The following is a 16,851-nucleotide window of genomic DNA, read 5'->3' on the forward strand; positions in this document are numbered from 1 at the left end:
CTGTGAACCACACAAATCCCCGTGGGAGCTAGCCCTGCTAGCGATTGGGGTGACACGGTCTTACGCCTGGTGACTGATCCGTCCATCCACCAAGGTGTAACGCACCAGGCCCGGCAGGCTGTGCCCGATGAACGGGCAGTTCTCGCCTTTGGACAGCCAGGTTTCCCCGGCCACGGTCGAAGCCGCAGGGTCGAACAGTACGATATCCGCCGCGCCACCCACCGCCAGTTTGCCGGCCGGCAGGCGCAAGGCCTCGGCAGGACCGGCGCCAAGGCGCGCCAGCAGGGTCGGCAAGTCCAGCAAACCGTCTTCCACCAGCGTCATCGCCAATGGCAGCAGCAGTTCGACGCTGCTGATGCCGGGCTCGGTGGCACCGAACGGCGCCAGTTTGGCGTCGCGTTCGTGGGGTTGGTGGTGGCTGGAAATCGCCGACACCACACCTGACTTCACTGCCGCACGCAGACCCTCGCGGTCGGCGCGGGTGCGGAGCGGAGGCTGGACGTGATACAGACTGCTGAAGTCGATCAGCGCTTCGTCAGTCAGGATCAACTGGTACAGGGCGACATCCGCGGTGACCTTCAGGCCACGGGCCTGGGCCTGGGCGATCAGGGCCACACCGCGAGCGCTGGTGAGCTGGCTGAAGTGCGCGCGCACGCCGGTTTGCTCGACCAGCAGCAGGTCCCGGGCCAGGGCCACGGTCTCGGCGGTTTCCGGAATACCCGGCAAGCCGAGGAAACTGGCGGTCGGGCCTTCGTGGGCCAAACCGCCTTCGGCCAGGTCATGGTCCTGGGAGTTGAAAATCACCGTCAGGTCGAAGGTTGCCGCGTACTCCAGCGCCCGGCACAGGGTGCGGGTGTTGCGGAAACTCTCCAGACCGTTGCCGAAGGCCACGCAGCCGGCATCGCGCAACGCGACCAGCTCGGCCAGCTGTTCGCCGTCCAGGCCTTTGCTCAGGGCGCCGATCGGGAAGACTTTGGTGTTGCCGGCCTCGCGGGCGCGATCGAGGATCAGTTCGGCCACCGCCGAAGTGTCCAGTACCGGTTTGGTTTTGGGCGGGCAGCACAGGCTGGTCACGCCACCGGCCGCGGCCGCGCGGGTTTCGCTGACGATCGAGCCTTTACGGCTGTAGCCCGGTTCGCGCAGGGCAACGTTGAGGTCGACCAGGCCAGGGGCGGCCACCAGGCCTTTGGCGTCAAGGGTGTCGACGGCGACGAAACCGGCCGGTGCGGCGCCAATGGCGACGATCTTGCAGGCTTCAATGTGGATATCGGTAACTTGATCCAGGCCGCTGGCTGGATCGATCACGCGGGCGCCGAGAATGCTGAGCTTCACTGGGCGTTCTCCTGCTCGAATTGGCGCTGGGCAGTCTGCCCGCTCATGGCCATGGACAAAACGGCCATACGAATGGCGATGCCGTAGGTCACCTGGTTGAGGATCACCGAGTGCGGGCCGTCGGCCACCGCCGACTCAATCTCCACGCCACGGTTGATCGGCCCCGGGTGCATCACGATGGCATCGGGCTTGGCGCCGGCCAGGCGCGCAGTGGTCAGGCCGAACAGGCGGTAGAACTCACCTTCGCTCGGCAGCAGGCCGCCGGTCATGCGCTCGCGCTGTAGACGCAACATGATCACCACGTCGACGTCTTTCAGGCCTTCGGCCAGGTCGGTGTAGACCTTCACGCCGTATTGCTCGATGCCGATCGGCAGCAAGGTTTTCGGCGCGATCACGCGGATGTCCGGGCAGCCCAGGGTTTTCAGCGCCAGCATGTTCGAGCGGGCCACCCGCGAGTGCAGGATGTCGCCGACGATGGCCACCGAGAGGTTCTCGAAGCCGCCCTTGTGCCGGCGGATGGTGAGCATGTCGAGCATGCCCTGGGTCGGGTGGGCGTGACGGCCGTCGCCGCCGTTGATGATCGCCACCTGCGGGCACACGTGTTCGGCGATGAAGTGCGCGGCGCCGGAATCACCGTGACGCACGACAAACATGTCGGCCGCCATGGCTTCCAGGTTGCGCAAGGTGTCGAGCAGGGTTTCACCCTTGCTCGCCGAAGACGTGGACACGTTCAGGGTAATCACGTCCGCCGACAGGCGCTGGGCCGCCAGTTCGAAGGTGGTGCGGGTGCGGGTGGAGTTCTCGAAGAACACGTTGCACACGGTCTTGCCGCGCAGCAGCGGGACCTTCTTCACCGCGCGGGCGCCGACTTCGAGGAACGAGTCGGCGGTGTCGAGGATTTCCGTCAGCAGCTCGCGGCGCAAACCGTCGAGCGAGAGGAAGTGGCGCAGCTGGCCCTGATCATTGAGCTGCAGCGGGCGCTTGGTTTCTAGAGGCGTCATCGCAAGGGGGACTCTCAATAGGGCGAATTAAAGGGCGAGGTCTTGCACTTCGAGTTTGAGCTCCGGGCCGGACAGCTTCACGCGCTCGTGGGCGGCGAGTGACAGCGTGGCGCCAACCACGTTCGGGCGGATCGGCAGTTCGCCGGCATCCAGGTCCAGCAGGCACACCAGCGTCACGCTGGCCGGACGCCCGTAGTCGAAGAGTTCGTTCATGGCCGCGCGGATGGTCCGACCGCTCATCAGTACGTCGTCGATCAGCACCAGGTGCTGGCCTTCGATTTCGAACGGCAGGGCAGACGGACGCACTTGCGGGTGCAAGCCGTTCTGGCTGAAGTCGTCGCGGTAGAAGGAAACGTCGAGCGTGCCGAGGGGCTCATGGCTGCCCAGCTCTTTGAGCAGGGCCTGGGCGACCCAGACGCCGCCGGTGCGAATGCCGATGTAACGCGGTTCGCTGATGCCACGGTGTTCCAGGTGTGCCTTGAGACGGATCGCCATCTGGCTGATCAGTTCGGTGGGATTGGGCAGGCTCATGGTTGCTCCTTCTTGGGCCCGAGTCGGGTTGTGCTTGGGTTGGCTCGGGTTGTTACTAAAAGAGCCGCATGGCGACTCTTCAGGATTGGGTGCATCAGGATTCGAACAATGCGCTGTTTTCGTCGAGCCAGCCTTGCAGCAGCAGGGCGGCGGCGATGGCATCGACCGGGTTGTCGCGGTAACTGCCTTTCTGGCCGCCACGATCACGGCGTTCGCCCTTGGCCTCGAACGTGGTCAGGCGTTCGTCGTGGGTATAGAAGGGCAGGTTGAAGCGGCCATTCAGGCGACGGGCGAACTTTTCCGCGCGGACGCACATGTCGCTGGGCGTGCCGTCCATGTTCAGCGGCAGGCCGACCACCACGGCGTCAGGTTTCCATTCCTTGATCAGGGCTTCGACCTGATCCCAGTCGGGAATGCCGTTCTGCGCTTTCAGGGTACACAGCTCGCGGGCCTGGCCGGTAATCACCTGGCCGACCGCAACGCCGATCTGTTTGGTGCCGTAGTCGAATCCCAGGATCAGCCGCAGGGCCATCAGGCGTGCCCCGCCTGACTGGTCAGCAGGCTGAGGTTGATGCCCAGGTGCTTGGCGGCTGCTTCGAGGCGCAATTCACAGCTGGTGTTGAACAGGATGTCGGCGTCGAACGGGCAGGTCAGCCAGGCGTTCTGCGCCAGTTCGGCTTCCAGTTGCCCGGCTTCCCAGCCCGCATAACCGAGGGCGATCAGGCTTTTCGCCGGGCCGACGCCGTCGGCGATGGCGAACAGGACGTCCTGGGAGGTCGACAGGGATAAATCGCCTTCCAGATCAACGGTCGCCTGATAGCTCTGCCCCGAAGGATGCAGGACAAACCCGCGATCGGTCTGCACCGGGCCACCGATGAAAATCGGCACATGCTGGCAGAGTGCAGGTGGTTCGATATCCGGGCGCAATTGCTCGAGGATATCGGCCAGATTCAGGTCTTGCGGACGGTTGACCACCAGCCCCATGGCACCGTTGGCCGTGTGCTCGACGATGTAGGTCAAGGTGTGCGCAAAGTTCGGGTCGACCATGTGCGGCATGGCGATCAGGAATTGATGCTTGAGGTAGCTGGGGCTGACGTTTTTCATGAGCGCTAGTGTGGCGTTGGAGGGGCAAACTGACAAGCTGGGGATGCGCAGGAAATGCCGCAAATTGCTGTTGGCGACACAATCCCTGTAGGAGCGAGCCTGCTCGCGATGGTCGTCAACGATAACGCTGCAAGGTTGACACTACGCGGTGCTCTCAGGTTTATCGCGAGCAGGCTCGCTCCTACAGGGGGATTTGTGTTGGTATCAGTTGCTTGAGAGTCTGTCCCCACGGGCAAACTTCCAGGTGCGAATGATTTCCAGCCGGTCAATATCCGACAGATCCCCGGTAAATGGAGCGAAGGGCGCGGCCAGGCGCACGATGCGCTGTGCCGCCTGATCCAGCAACGGTTGCCCGGAGGACTCCAGCACCAGCACCTCATACAGCGAGCCGTCACGGTTGATCGACACCATCAGCCGCAAACTGCCGTAAATCTGTTGGCGCCGGGCTTCTTCGGGGTAATTGAGGTTGCCGATGCGCTCGATTTTCTTGCGCCAATCTTCCTTGTACCAGGCGCCCTTGTCTTTCATGGTCGAGGCAGCGCTCAGGCGGTGGATGCGCGGGCGCTTGGCGTACAACTGTTGTTCATTGGCCAGTTCCGCTTCCAGGCTGGCGATGTCGCTGGACAACTGTTCAGTGTCAAACGTCGGCGCGGCCACGGCGGGTTTGGTGTCGGTCTTGGGCTCTTCGGTCTTGGCTGGGGCTTTTTTTGGCTTCGGCGCGACGGTGGTCACGGCCGCCTTGGGCGGTGCCTCCCGCACTTCAGGCTTGGCCGCTGGCGGTGGCGTGACTTTCTGAACCTTGTTGTCCTGGAACGGCGCGACCTCGGTGGTCTTGGGGATCGCCTTTTTATCCAGAGTGCCGCTGCCTTGTTGATTTTCCTGGGCGAGGAAGTCGGCTTTCTCAGGCTTCTTTTCGCTTTTGAAAGTGGCGAGGGTGATTTCCAGGGTTTTGCTGATTTGCTTGGGCTCGACCATCGTGAAGCCGACGCCCAGCAGCAAGGCCAGGTGAATCAGCGCCGCGAGAAACAGGGTAAAACCGAGGCGATCAGCCGGGCGCACGCCACGGTGGGCGAGTTCGGCGGGCAGATCGGACGGGAGGGTCATGGGGCAAAAAACCAACATCGCGTTTTCGTGGGCTGGGCATGATAACGCAATGTTGGTTTTTAGCTTCAAGCTTCAAGTGTCGAGCGACAAGATGTAGAGGTGCAGTCTCAAGCCTCAAGCCTCAAGCCTCAAGCTACAAGGGAGAGGCAAGCTCGCGTGCGCTTCAAGCTTGGAGCTTGGAGCTTGCAGCTTGCAGCTTCTTGTCGATAGCCTCCATCAGCAGGCCGCCAATGTCGGTACCGAACGCATTATCGATCTCGCGAATGCAGGTCGGGCTGGTGACGTTGATTTCCGTCAGGTGCTCGCCAATGACGTCCAGACCCACGAACAGCAGGCCTTTTTCCCGCAGGGTCGGGCCGACTTGCGCGGCGATCCAGCGATCTTTCTCGGTCAGCGGACGCGCTTCGCCACGGCCACCGGCGGCCAGGTTGCCACGGGTTTCACCCGCGGCGGGAATGCGCGCCAGGCAGTAGTCCACCGGTTCGCCGTCGATCATCAGGATACGTTTGTCACCATCGATGATGGCGGGCAGGTAGCCCTGGATCATGATCTGCTGCTGACCGTGCAGGGTCAGGGTCTCGAGGATCACCGACAGGTTCGGGTGGCCCGCGGTGTGGCGGAAAATGGACGAGCCGCCCATGCCGTCCAGCGGCTTGAGGATCACGTCCCCGTGGTGGTCGGCAAATTCGCGCAGCACATCCGGGCGACGGCTGACGATGGTCGGCGGCGTGCACTGCGGGAACAACGTGGCGAACAGTTTTTCGTTGCAGTCACGCAGGCTCTGCGGCTTGTTGACCACCAGCACGCCAGCACGCTCGGCCTGCTCCAGCAGATAGGTGGAGTAGACGAACTCCATGTCGAACGGAGGATCCTTGCGCATCAGGATCACGTCCAGATCACTCAGCAGGTTGTCCTGCTCGGCGTCCAGTTCGAACCACTTTTCCGGGTTGGCGAAGACCTTCAAAGGACGCATCCGCGCCCGGGCCTGGCCTTCTGCCTGGTACAGGTCGCGCTGTTCCATATAGAACAGTTCCCAGCCGCGCTTCTGCGCGGCCAACAGCATGGCCAGCGAGCTATCCTTTTTATAGGAAATGCTGGCAATAGGGTCCATGACAATCCCGACGCGAACGCTCATGGGTGTTTCCTCGAAAGTAGGGGCGTATGTGTGATCTGTAGGAGCGAGCCTGCTCCGGGCGGCGTTCCGACGATGGGCTTGAGGGCACCGCGTTTTTCCAGCCAGCCTGCGTCATCGTTGACGACCATCGTCGGAACGCCGCCCGGAGCCGGCTCGCTCCTACAAAAGATCAGGCCGTAAAGTGGCGTCAGAGTGGCGCTGAGTGTGTTCCCGGTCAAGGAAAAACCACTGCGAAGGCTGGCCGATAGATTGGTGTTGGAGACTGTGCTAAAAAGGCTGCCAAGTGGTACTGGCCCTTGAACATCAAGGGTTTCGAGCCCTCCGGTTACCGGAAATGGACAATTTGATTCGCAAAGGCGACGGCAGAGCATTTATGGAACAGCATTCCAGCGCCTTGAAGGTCATGGTGATCGACGACTCGAAGACGATTCGTCGCACCGCCGAAACGCTGTTGAAAAACGTGGGCTGTGAAGTGATCACCGCCATCGACGGTTTCGATGCCCTGGCCAAGATCGCCGACAATCACCCCGGAATCATCTTTGTCGACATCATGATGCCGCGCCTGGATGGCTATCAGACCTGCGCTTTGATCAAGAACAACCAAGCGTTCAAGTCCACGCCAGTGATTATGTTGTCGTCCAAGGACGGGCTGTTCGACAAGGCCAAGGGGCGTATCGTCGGCTCCGACCAGTTTTTGACCAAGCCTTTCAGCAAGGAAGAACTGCTGAACGCGATCCAGGCCCATGTTCCGGGCTTTGCCGCCGTTTTGCCGCAGTAAGACACCTACAGTGACGCTCGGCCAACGGGCCTGGCGCCGACAAGAATGGGGAAGACCATGGCACGTATTCTGATCGTCGATGATTCGCCGACTGAGATGTACAAACTGACCGGTATGCTGGAAAAGCATGGTCATGAAGTATTGAAAGCCGAAAACGGCGCCGACGGCGTGGCCCTGGCCCGCCAGGAAAAGCCTGACGCCGTGTTGATGGACATCGTCATGCCCGGCCTCAACGGGTTTCAGGCGACCCGTCAGTTGACCAAGGACCCGGAAACCGGGCATATCCCGGTGATCATCATCACCACCAAAGATCAGGAAACCGACAAGGTCTGGGGGACGCGCCAAGGGGCCAGGGACTACCTGACCAAACCCGTCGACGAAGAAACCCTGATCAAGACCCTGAACAACGTATTGCCCGGTTGATCGTCCAGCCATGAGCGAGTCACTGACCGCCTTCGAGCTCCTGCTGCAGATCGACCAGCGTTGTCGTCTGCTGGCCGCGGACTTGCCGTCCCAGCCGCCCCGGCAGGACAGCTGGAGTGGCATCGGCTTTCGTGTGGGCGAACACTGGTATGTCGCGCCCATGGGCGAAGTCGGCGAAGTGCTGCACGAACCGCGCTTCACGCAACTGCCCGGGGTCAAGCCCTGGGTCAAGGGTGTGGCCAACTTGCGCGGGCGGTTATTGCCGATCATGGACCTGTGTGGCTTTTTTGGTTACGAGCTGTCGACCGCGCGAAGGCAGCGACGGGTATTGGTGGTGGAGCACGACGATGTGTTTGCCGGCTTGATGGTCGACGAAGTCTTCGGCCTCCAGCACTTCGCTCGGGACAGCCTGGAGGCCCTACCCGCTGACGAATTGCAGGGGCCGGTGGCGGCGTTCGTCGAAGGCTGTTTTCAGGGCGAGCAGCATTGGCGGGTGTTCAGCCCGTTTGCATTGGCGCGATCCCAGGGATTCATGAACGTCGCCCTGTAAACCCTGTGGGAGCGAGCCTGCTCGCGATTGAACGATAACGCGGTTTTCCTGATGCGCCGCGGCGCCTGGATGAGCAAACTCGCTCCCGCAGGGACTTCGGCAAGCTTTAAAGGGTGTTGGTGACCGATGATAAAAGCAAAAACAGGCAAGCCAATGGAAGGGTCGCGCAGTCGGTCGCAGATCATCGTGCTGTTCATCGCACTGATCATCTTCATCATGCTGCTGTTCGCCAACTTCGCGTATCTCAACACCCAGGCCACCTACGATAAACAGTACATCGGCCACGCTGGCGAATTGCGCGTGCTGTCCCAGCGCATTGCCAAAAACGCCACCGAGGCCGCCGCCGGCAAGGCCGCGGCATTCAAGCTGCTCAGCGATGCGCGCAATGATTTTGCCCAGCGCTGGGGCTATCTGAAGAAAGGCGACCCGGCGACCGGCCTGCCGCCAGCGCCGGCTACCGTGCGCCCGGAAATGCGCGCCGTGCAACTGGATTGGGAACGCCTGCTGAAGAACACCGACGCCATTCTTTCCAGCGAGCAGACCGTGTTGTCGTTGCATCAGGTGGCCGCCACCCTCGCCGAAACCGTGCCGCAGTTGCAGGTCGAATACGAAAAAGTGGTGGAGATCCTGCTGCAACGCGGCGCCCCGGCGGGGCAGGTGGCGATGGCCCAGCGTCAATCGCTGCTGGCCGAGCGGATTCTCGGCGCGGTGAACACGGTATTGTCCGGCGACGAAAACTCGCAACAGGCCGCCGACGCTTTCGGTCGTGACGCGGCGCGTTTCGGTCTGGTGCTCAACGGCATGCTTCAGGGCAACGTGTCGCAGAGGATAAGCCAGGTCGAAGACCGCGATGCGCGCGCGCGACTGACCGAGATTTCCGAGCTGTTCGAGTTCGTCTCCGGCTCAGTGGACGAAATCCTCGAAACCTCGCCCGAACTGCTCAAGGTGCGCGAATCGGCCACCAGCATTTTCAGCCTGTCGCAAACCCTGCTCGATGAAGCCTCGCACCTGGCCAGCGGTTTCGAAAACCTGGCGGGTGGGCGCACGACCGATACCATCGGCGGTTACGTGCTGGGTTTGTTGGCGTTAACCTCGATCATCCTCATCGGTTTGGTGATGGTGCGTGAAACCAATCGCCAACTGCGGGAAACCGCCGAGAAAAACGAGCGCAACCAGAACGCGATCATGCGTCTGCTCGATGAGATCGAGGACCTGGCCGATGGCGACCTGACAGTCACGGCATCGGTTACCGAAGATTTCACCGGCACCATCGCCGATTCGATCAACTATTCCGTGGACCAACTGCGCGACCTGGTGGCGACCATCAACCTGACGGCCGGCCAGGTCGCGGCCGCCGTGCAGGAAACCCAGGCCACCGCGATGCATCTGGCACAGGCGTCGGAGCATCAGGCGCAGCAGATCGCCGAAGCGTCTACCGCCATCAACGAGATGGCCGAGTCCATCGACCAGGTGTCGGCCAACGCCGCCGAATCTTCGGCGGTGGCCGAGCGTTCGGTGGAAATCGCCAACAAGGGCAACGAGGTGGTGCACAACACCATCCACGGCATGGACAACATCCGCGAACAAATTCAGGACACCGCCAAGCGAATCAAGCGTCTTGGCGAGTCATCCCAGGAAATCGGCGACATTGTCAGCCTGATCGATGACATTGCCGATCAAACCAACATCCTCGCGCTCAATGCGGCGATCCAGGCGTCCATGGCCGGTGATGCCGGGCGCGGCTTCGCGGTGGTCGCCGATGAAGTGCAACGTCTGGCCGAGCGTTCATCTGCCGCGACCCGGCAGATCGAAACCCTGGTGCGGGCGATTCAGACCGACACCAATGAAGCCGTGATTTCCATGGAGCAGACCACCACCGAAGTGGTGCGAGGGGCGCGGCTGGCGCAGGATGCCGGTGTGGCCCTGGAAGAAATCGAAGGGGTTTCCAAGACACTGGCGGCGCTGATCCAGAGTATTTCCAATGCCGCACAACAACAGACGTCGTCTGCCGGTCAGATTTCCCTGACGATGAATGTGATCCAGCAAATCACGACGCAGACCTCGTCAGGTTCCACCGCCACCGCCGAGAGCATTGGCAACCTGGCGAAAATGGCCAGCCAGTTGCGGCGGTCGGTGTCCGGTTTCACCTTGCCGGCCGCCCAGGCGCAGGCGACGGACAACGCTTGAACCGCCTTCGGGCGTTGGCATTTTGACTGAAGTGGTAACTGGAGTGGTTATGGGTGATCGGCACGACTATGTGGCCCTCGAATGGGTCAAAGGCGAGATTGCCGAAACGCTGAAGCAGGCTCATCACGCCATCGAAACCCTGCTGGATGATCCGCAGGCGACGCATGCGCTGAGTGATTGCCTGGCGTGCATCCATCAGGTTCACGGCAGTTTGCAGATGGTCGAATTCTACGGCGCGGCCCTGCTCGCCGAAGAGATGGAGCAGCTTGTGTGCGCCATGCAACAGGACCGCGTCAGCCACCGTGACGAGGCACTGCACCTGTTGATGCAAGCCTTGGGGCAATTGCCGATTTACCTCGACCGGGTCCAGGGCGCGCGTCGCGACTTGCCGCTGGTGGTGCTGCCGCTGATCAACGATCTGCGCAGCGCCCGTGGTGAAGGCCTGTTGTCCGAGACCAGCCTGTTCAGCCCACAGTTGCCTGATCTGCCGCCCCTGGATGAGGAATCGCTGGCGCTGCTGGAGCCGGCGGAGCTGCCGAGCGTGCTGCGCAAATTGCGGCAAATGTTGCAGATGGCCCTGGTTGGCTTGCTCCGTGAGCAGGATGACGAGACTAACCTCGGTTATCTGGCCAAGGTATTCAGTCGCCTCGAAAGCCTGTGCGGTAACGCACCCTTGAGCCCGTTGTGGCAGGTCGCTTCGGCGCTGGTCGAAGGCATGCGCGGCGGTGCGATTGCCAACAGCCCCGCCTTGCGCAGCCTGTTCAAGGACGCCGACAAGGAACTCAAGCGTCTGCTCGAACAAGGCATGCCCGCGATCAATCAACCGGCGCCGCCGGAGCTGCTCAAGAGTTTGCTGTTTTACATTGCCAAAGCCGAACACCCCACCGGGCAGATGCTGACCATGAAAGATCGCTACGGACTGGACGATGCGCTGCCTGACAGCGCGATGGTCGATGAAGAACGCGCACGGCTGGCCGGTCCCGACCGCGACGCCATGCGTTCGGTACTGGCGGCGCTCTGCGAGGAGCTGGTGCGGGTCAAGGAGCGCCTGGACCTGTTCGTGCGCAGCGACCGTCAACACACCTCGGATCTCGACAGCCTGTTGGCGCCGCTGCGGCAAATCGCCGACACTCTGGCGGTGCTGGGTTTCGGTCAGCCGCGCAAGGTCATCATTGACCAATTGGCGGTGGTGCTGAGTCTCGCCCAGGGCCAGCGTGCGCCCGATGACGCGATCCTCATGGATGTGGCCGGGGCCTTGCTCTATGTCGAAGCGACGCTGGCCGGCATGGTCGGCACCGTGGAACCGGAGAGTCAGGAAGACAGCCGTCTGCCGACCACCGACCTGACGCAGATTCACCAGATCGTGATCAAGGAAGCGCGCATCTGCCTGCAGCAGGCCAAGGACATGATCGTCGACTACATCGACGCCGACTGGGACCGCCAACATTTACAGGCGCTGCCGGCCCTGTTGACCCAGGTTCGCGGTGCGCTGGCGATGATTCCGTTGAGCCGCGCGGCCAGCCTGGTCGAAACCTGCAATCACTTCATCCGCGAGCACCTGCTGCTCGATCCCGGCCAGCCCGACTGGCAGGAACTGGACAGCCTGGCCGACGTTATCGCCAGCCTCGAATACTACCTGGAGCGCCTCAACGATGACCCGGAAGCCCCCGGTGAGTCATTGCTCGATATCGCCGAAAAAAGCCTGGCGTCACTCGGTTTCTTCCCCCGCGAACAGCATGTGCCGGTGCTCGAGGACGTACTGAGTCCGAGCGAGGCGCAGGTCATCCAACAGATGCAGGAACTGGACGATCCGACCATCGTCCAGACCCTGGCGGATGTGATGGCCAGCCCGGTGTCGGCGCTGAACCCGCCCGCCCTGACCACGCCAGGCAGCCTATTGCCGCCGCCTGCCGGTGAAGAGCCGGTGGATGACGAACTGCGCGAAGTGTTCCTCGAAGAGGCCGACGAGGTGCTGCAAATCCTTCGGGAATACTTACCGCGCAGGTCGGCCGCCCCCGATGACCCGTCAGCCCTGGGGGACGTGCGGCGCGCGTTCCATACGCTGAAGGGCAGTGGTCGAATGGTCCGTGCGCTGGTGCTCGGCGAACTGGCCTGGGCCGTGGAAAACCTGCTCAACCGCGTGCTGGAGCACAGCGTCGCACCGTGCGCTGCCGTGCAACAACTGTTGGCTGATGTGGTGGCGCTGCTGCCGGAACTGGTGGCCGAATTTGCCGCCGGTGCACAACGCCAGCGCAACGACGTCGACCAATTGGCCGCCCGCGCCCATGCCCTGGCCAAGGGCGAGGAATGGGCCGCCGATGAAGATACCCAGGACGTCGCGGCCCTTGATCCCTTGCTGCTGGAGATCTTCCGCAAAGAAGCCGAAACCCATTTGAACAGCCTCAACCGCTTCCTGGATCAGGCGGCCGAACACGTGCCGCTGCAGGCCAGCGATGAGTTGCAGCGCGCCTTGCACACCCTCAAGGGCAGTGCGTCGATGGCCGGGGTGTTGCCGATTGCCGAGCTGGCCGCGCCGCTGGATCAACTGGCCCGGGAATACAAGGCCCACCAGATCGCCCTGGATCTGGACGAAGTCGAATTGCTGTTGGAAGCCGAAGGTTTGTTCCGCCTCGGCTTGCGCCAACTCAAGACGGACCCGTTGGCCGGGATCCCTGACGCTGTGGCCTTGATCCAACGCACCCAGGCATTGTTGGCCGAACGTCTGGCCAGCCTGTCGAACACCCCGAGCACAGGGCTGCGCATCAAGCGCGACCCGCAATTGATCAACAACTTTCTGGCCCAGGGCATGGACATCCTGCTGGACGCCGAAAGCCTGTTGCAACGCTGGCAGCAACACCCTGGCGAACGCCAGGAACTCAGTGCGCTGCTGGATGAATTGACCACCCTCGGCGAAGGTGCGCACCTGGCCGATCTGCATCCTGTCGATGAGCTGTGCGAAGCCTTGCTCGACCTTTACGGTGCGGTGGAAGAAAGCAGTCTGGCGGTCAGCGAGGCGTTTTTCCAGGAAGCGCAAAGTGCCCACGAAGCGCTGATCAACATGCTTGATGAACTGGCTGCCGGCCAGGAAGTCAGCCCGCGCCCGGAACGGATTCGCGCCTTGCACGGTCTGCTCGATCAGAGCCTGGACCCATCGGCCATGGGCCTTATTCGTAGTGACGGCAGCCGCACCCTGAGCATCCGCGAACTGTCCGATGCCACCGCCGAACTCGAAAACAGCCTGCCCCCTGTGGGCGCTGGCTTGCCCGCGATGGTCGTCAACGATGACGCGTTTTTATTGGAAAAACGCGGTGTCGGTGAGTCCTTCGCGGGCAAGCCAGCTCCTACAGAGAACCGTGGTAAGGACCTGGACGACGAGATCGTTTCGATCTTCCTCGAAGAAGCGGTGGATATCCTCGAAAGCGCCGGCCAGGCCTTGCAGCGCTGGTTGGGCGAGCCGCAGAACGTCGCGCCGCTGTCGTCCTTGCAAAGGGACATGCACACCCTCAAGGGCGGTGCGCGCATGGCCGAGGTCGAGCCGGTCGGTGACCTGGCCCATGAACTGGAACACCTCTACGAAGGCCTGGTCGACCGTCGTTACAGCTACAGCGTCGGGTTGACCGATTTGCTGCAACGCAGCCATGAGCGGTTGGCGCAATTGCTTGAGCAACTGAAACAGCACCAGCCCCTGGGCGACTCGAGCGAGTTGATCGACGCGATCCGGGTGTTGCGCCAAGGGCAAACGGGCCACGCCGATGTGATCGAACCTGCGGCCAGCCATGACTCGGCCCATCACGACAGCGAGCTGCTGGACATCTTCCTCGAAGAAGGTTTCGACATTATCGAAAGCTCCGGTGCGGCGCTGGTGCGCTGGCAGGCCGAGCCGTCGAATCGTCAGGAAGTGGAAACCCTGCTGCGCGACCTGCACACGCTCAAGGGCGGCGCCCGTATGGTGGAAATCGCCCCGATCGGCGATTTGGCCCATGAGCTGGAGTTTCTCTACGAAGATTTATCCACCGGAGTGCTGAAACCCACGTCGGCGTTGTTCGAGCTGCTGCAACGCAGCCATGACCGTCTGGCGCAAATGCTCGACGCGACCCGCGCCGGCGAACCCTTGCCGCCGGCCGATCGGCTGATCGACGCGATCAAGAACTTCAGCCACCCGACACTGCCTGAAGCGCCAGCGCCAATCTCGCTGCCCGTCACTGCAAAAAACGAAGCCCCGCAGCAGCCCGATGCCGGGGCCGACATGGTCAAGGTTTCGGCGGAACTGCTCGATGACCTGGTCAACCTGGCCGGCGAGACATCGATCTTTCGCGGCCGCATCGAGCAGCAGGTCAGCGATGCGCAAATCGCCCTGAACGAGATGGAAACCACCATCGAGCGGATGCGCGATCAACTGCGTCGACTCGATATCGAAACCCAGGGCCGGATCCTCAGTCGCCAGCAAGTCGACGCCGAACGCCTGGGTTACGAGGAGTTCGATCCACTGGAGATGGACCGTCACTCGCAATTGCAGCAACTGTCGCGGGCGCTGTTCGAATCGGCCTCCGACCTGCTTGACCTCAAGGAAACCCTCGACCGGCGCAATCAGGACGCGGAAAACCTGCTGCAACAGCAAGGCCGCATCAACACCGAACTGCAGGAAGGCCTGATGCATACGCGCATGGTGCCGTTCGAGCGGATGCTGCCGCGCTTGAAGCGCATCGTTCGTCAGGTGTCCGAAGAGTTGGGCAAGGACGTCGAGTTCATCGTCGAAAACGCTGAAGGCGAGATGGATCGCAACGTGCTCGAACGCATGGCCGCACCGCTTGAGCACATGCTGCGCAACGCCGTGGACCATGGCCTGGAATCTGCCGAGGCGCGGATAGCGGCGGGTAAACCGGCACAGGGACGGATCACCCTCGATCTGTTGCGCGAGGGCGGCGACATCATTTTCGATATTCGCGACGACGGTGCCGGCGTGCCCCTGGAGGCGGTGCGGCGCAAGGCGATCAAGCGCGGTTTGCTCGACCCGAACAGCGAGATCAGCGACCGCGACGTGCTGCAATTCATCCTGCAGCCGGGGTTCTCCACGGCCGAGAAAATCACCCAGATTTCCGGGCGGGGCGTCGGCATGGATGTCGTGCATGAAGAAGTCCGGCAACTGGGCGGCAGCATGAGCATCGATTCCGTGCGGGGGCAGGGCGTGCACTTCCGCATTCGCCTGCCGTTCACGGTGTCGGTCAACCGCGCGCTGATGGTGCAATGTGGCGAGGATCAGTACGCGATCCCGCTGAACACCATCGACGGGATCGTCCGCGTATTGCCCAACGAGCTCGAAGGGCATTTCCGCCTCGACCCGCCGACCTATGAATACGCCGGGCAACGCTATGAACTGTGCTACCTGGGCGAACTGTTGAAAACCAGTCCACGGCCAAAACTGCTGGGCCAGAACCTGCCGCTGCCGGTGCTGCTGGTGCAGTGCAACGAGCGGCACATCGCGGTGCTGGTCGATGCCATGGCCGGCACTCGCGAGATCGTGGTCAAGAGCCTTGGCCCGCAGTTCGCGGCGGTGCAGGGCGTGTCCGGCGCGACGATCCTGGGGGATGGCCGGGTGGTGCTGATCCTGGATTTGCTGGCGCCGATCCGCGCCCTGCAAGCGCATGTGCCACAGCGTCCGGCGAATCCCGATACCGAGAGCGAGCCGCAACGGCCGTTGCTGATCATGGTGGTCGATGACTCGGTCACCGTGCGCAAGGTCACCAGCCGCTTGCTCGAACGCCACGGCATGAATGTGCTGACGGCCAAGGACGGGGTCGACGCCATGCTGCTGCTTGAAGAACACATGCCCGACGTATTGCTGCTCGACATCGAAATGCCGCGCATGGACGGTTTCGAAGTGGCAACGCTGGTGCGCAGCGACGAGCGTTTGAAGCACCTGCCGATCATCATGATCACCTCGCGTACCGGGCAGAAACACCGCGACCGCGCCATGGCCATCGGCGTCAACGACTACCTCGGCAAGCCGTACCAGGAATCGGTACTGCTCGAAAGCATCGCCCTATGGAGCAAAACCCATGCTTGAGCGGCTGATCGACCAGCGCACCAGCCACCTCACCGGCCTCTTGCTGCCACTGGCCGACCGCAACCTGATCCTGCCCAACGTCGCGGTCGCCGAACTGATCGACTACCAGCCCGCGGCATTCGACCTCGACACGCCGCCCTGGTATCTGGGGCGAGTACCGTGGCGCAACCGGCAAATCCCGCTGCTCAGTTTCGAGTCGGCGTGCGGCAGTAAAATCGTCATCGGTGAGCGCGCCCGGATCGTCATCCTCAACGCCCTCGGCGGCCGCCCCGAGCTGAAATTCATCGCCATGCTGGTCCAGGGCATTCCCCGCTCGTACAAGCTCGACAGTCAGTTGAGCTATGTCGACGTGCCGTTGTGCTCGCTGGAAAAAGCGGCGGTGCAGGTGGGTGATCAGGTTGCGAAGGTGCCGGATTTGTTGGCGTTGGAGGAATTGTTGATCGGGGCGGGGTTGGCCGGTTGATCCTGATTTTTCGATGAATGCACTGCCGCTCCCACCGCTTTATGAATGTCGCAAATCCAATGTGGGAGGGAGCTTGCTCGCGATAGCGTCAGCACGGTCAACCATTACCCTGACCGTAATAATCCACCACGCTGCTTGATTGATACCCCCCACCCAACGCTCTTAAGGTGACTCCACGA

At 62.2% G+C, this 16,851-nt stretch carries 13 protein-coding genes and 1 pseudogene; 7 read left to right on the plus strand and 7 right to left on the minus strand.

Going from position 1 to position 16,851, the window contains the following annotated elements:
- Window positions 1–60: 60 nt before the first annotated feature.
- The 5 genes from ACX3YD_RS00925 to ACX3YD_RS00945 all read right to left on the minus strand — a co-directional run bounded on the left by ACX3YD_RS00925 (window position 61) and on the right by ACX3YD_RS00945 (window position 3,968).
- Entirely contained in the window at window positions 61–1,332 is a 1,272-nt protein-coding gene (locus tag ACX3YD_RS00925; protein WP_047534516.1) for a dihydroorotase, read from the minus strand.
- Window positions 1,329–2,333: an aspartate carbamoyltransferase catalytic subunit gene (locus ACX3YD_RS00930; protein WP_047534513.1), complete on the minus strand. Its 1,005-nt coding sequence runs from the start codon at window positions 2,331–2,333 to the stop codon at window positions 1,329–1,331. Before ACX3YD_RS00930 ends, ACX3YD_RS00925 begins: the two co-directional genes overlap by 4 nt.
- Before the next feature lie 27 nt (window positions 2,334–2,360).
- A complete protein-coding gene (pyrR, locus tag ACX3YD_RS00935; RefSeq protein ID WP_047534509.1) occupies window positions 2,361–2,864 on the minus strand; it encodes a bifunctional pyr operon transcriptional regulator/uracil phosphoribosyltransferase PyrR in 504 nt (167 codons plus the stop codon).
- Window positions 2,865–2,958: 94 nt separating this feature from the next.
- Complete coding sequence (gene ruvX / locus ACX3YD_RS00940; RefSeq protein WP_047534506.1) at window positions 2,959–3,396, minus strand: Holliday junction resolvase RuvX; 438 nt, start codon at window positions 3,394–3,396, stop codon at window positions 2,959–2,961.
- On the minus strand, window positions 3,396–3,968 hold the full coding sequence (locus ACX3YD_RS00945) for a YqgE/AlgH family protein (protein WP_458959085.1): 573 nt from the start codon (window positions 3,966–3,968) through the stop codon (window positions 3,396–3,398). Before ACX3YD_RS00945 ends, ruvX begins: the two co-directional genes overlap by 1 nt.
- Before the next feature lie 108 nt (window positions 3,969–4,076).
- On the opposite strand from ACX3YD_RS00945, the pseudogene ACX3YD_RS00950 reads away from it, so the two are divergent.
- A pseudogene (locus tag ACX3YD_RS00950) lies at window positions 4,077–4,178 on the plus strand (outer membrane lipoprotein carrier protein LolA); the annotation flags it as partial.
- Here the strand turns inward: ACX3YD_RS00950 and ACX3YD_RS00955 are convergent.
- Window positions 4,173–5,072 carry an energy transducer TonB gene (locus ACX3YD_RS00955; protein WP_103402797.1) on the minus strand — a complete coding sequence of 300 codons (900 nt, stop codon included), beginning with the start codon at window positions 5,070–5,072 and terminating at the stop codon, window positions 4,173–4,175. The pseudogene ACX3YD_RS00950 and the gene ACX3YD_RS00955 overlap by 6 nt on opposite strands.
- A 163-nt stretch (window positions 5,073–5,235) precedes the next feature.
- Entirely contained in the window at window positions 5,236–6,207 is a 972-nt protein-coding gene (gene gshB, locus ACX3YD_RS00960; RefSeq protein ID WP_458959086.1) for a glutathione synthase, read from the minus strand.
- A 373-nt stretch (window positions 6,208–6,580) separates the two neighbouring features.
- Here gshB and pilG point away from each other — a divergent pair, with 373 nt between their 5' ends.
- From pilG to ACX3YD_RS00990, 6 genes are all read left to right on the plus strand, one after another.
- The gene (gene pilG / locus ACX3YD_RS00965; protein WP_047539125.1) at window positions 6,581–6,985 is read left to right on the plus strand and encodes a twitching motility response regulator PilG; all 405 of its coding nucleotides are present in this window, start codon (window positions 6,581–6,583) and stop codon (window positions 6,983–6,985) included.
- A 57-nt stretch (window positions 6,986–7,042) separates the two neighbouring features.
- Window positions 7,043–7,408 (plus strand): twitching motility response regulator PilH, encoded by a 366-nt coding sequence (pilH, locus tag ACX3YD_RS00970; RefSeq protein WP_047539122.1) that lies wholly within the window; start codon window positions 7,043–7,045, stop codon window positions 7,406–7,408.
- 10 nt (window positions 7,409–7,418) lie between these two features.
- Complete coding sequence (locus ACX3YD_RS00975; protein ID WP_458959087.1) at window positions 7,419–7,958, plus strand: chemotaxis protein CheW; 540 nt, start codon at window positions 7,419–7,421, stop codon at window positions 7,956–7,958.
- A gap of 126 nt (window positions 7,959–8,084) precedes the next feature.
- Window positions 8,085–10,145 carry a methyl-accepting chemotaxis protein gene (locus ACX3YD_RS00980; RefSeq protein ID WP_103402794.1) on the plus strand — a complete coding sequence of 687 codons (2,061 nt, stop codon included), beginning with the start codon at window positions 8,085–8,087 and terminating at the stop codon, window positions 10,143–10,145.
- Between the two features lie 49 nt (window positions 10,146–10,194).
- Window positions 10,195–16,209 (plus strand): Hpt domain-containing protein, encoded by a 6,015-nt coding sequence (locus ACX3YD_RS00985; RefSeq protein ID WP_458959088.1) that lies wholly within the window; start codon window positions 10,195–10,197, stop codon window positions 16,207–16,209.
- Window positions 16,202–16,672 carry a chemotaxis protein CheW gene (locus ACX3YD_RS00990; RefSeq protein WP_371919874.1) on the plus strand — a complete coding sequence of 157 codons (471 nt, stop codon included), beginning with the start codon at window positions 16,202–16,204 and terminating at the stop codon, window positions 16,670–16,672. The genes ACX3YD_RS00985 and ACX3YD_RS00990 overlap by 8 nt, the downstream gene beginning before the upstream one ends.
- The last annotated feature ends 179 nt before the right edge of the window (window positions 16,673–16,851 follow it).

The organism is Pseudomonas fluorescens group sp. PF-1 (genome assembly GCF_054481335.1).

Excerpts from the sequence above, each read along its gene's own strand:
- ACX3YD_RS00930 (WP_047534513.1), bottom strand. The coding sequence starts at position 2,333 with ATGACGCCTCTAGAAACCAAGCGCCCGCTGCAGCTCAATGATCAGGGC.
- pyrR (WP_047534509.1), bottom strand. The coding sequence starts at position 2,864 with ATGAGCCTGCCCAATCCCACCGAACTGATCAGCCAGATGGCGATCCGT.
- ruvX (WP_047534506.1), bottom strand. The coding sequence starts at position 3,396 with ATGGCCCTGCGGCTGATCCTGGGATTCGACTACGGCACCAAACAGATC.
- ACX3YD_RS00945 (WP_458959085.1), bottom strand. The coding sequence starts at position 3,968 with ATGAAAAACGTCAGCCCCAGCTACCTCAAGCATCAATTCCTGATCGCC.
- ACX3YD_RS00955 (WP_103402797.1), bottom strand. The coding sequence starts at position 5,072 with ATGACCCTCCCGTCCGATCTGCCCGCCGAACTCGCCCACCGTGGCGTG.
- gshB (WP_458959086.1), bottom strand. The coding sequence starts at position 6,207 with ATGAGCGTTCGCGTCGGGATTGTCATGGACCCTATTGCCAGCATTTCC.
- pilG (WP_047539125.1), top strand. The coding sequence starts at position 6,581 with ATGGAACAGCATTCCAGCGCCTTGAAGGTCATGGTGATCGACGACTCG.
- pilH (WP_047539122.1), top strand. The coding sequence starts at position 7,043 with ATGGCACGTATTCTGATCGTCGATGATTCGCCGACTGAGATGTACAAA.
- ACX3YD_RS00975 (WP_458959087.1), top strand. The coding sequence starts at position 7,419 with ATGAGCGAGTCACTGACCGCCTTCGAGCTCCTGCTGCAGATCGACCAG.
- ACX3YD_RS00980 (WP_103402794.1), top strand. The coding sequence starts at position 8,085 with ATGATAAAAGCAAAAACAGGCAAGCCAATGGAAGGGTCGCGCAGTCGG.
- ACX3YD_RS00985 (WP_458959088.1), top strand. The coding sequence starts at position 10,195 with ATGGGTGATCGGCACGACTATGTGGCCCTCGAATGGGTCAAAGGCGAG.
- ACX3YD_RS00990 (WP_371919874.1), top strand. The coding sequence starts at position 16,202 with ATGCTTGAGCGGCTGATCGACCAGCGCACCAGCCACCTCACCGGCCTC.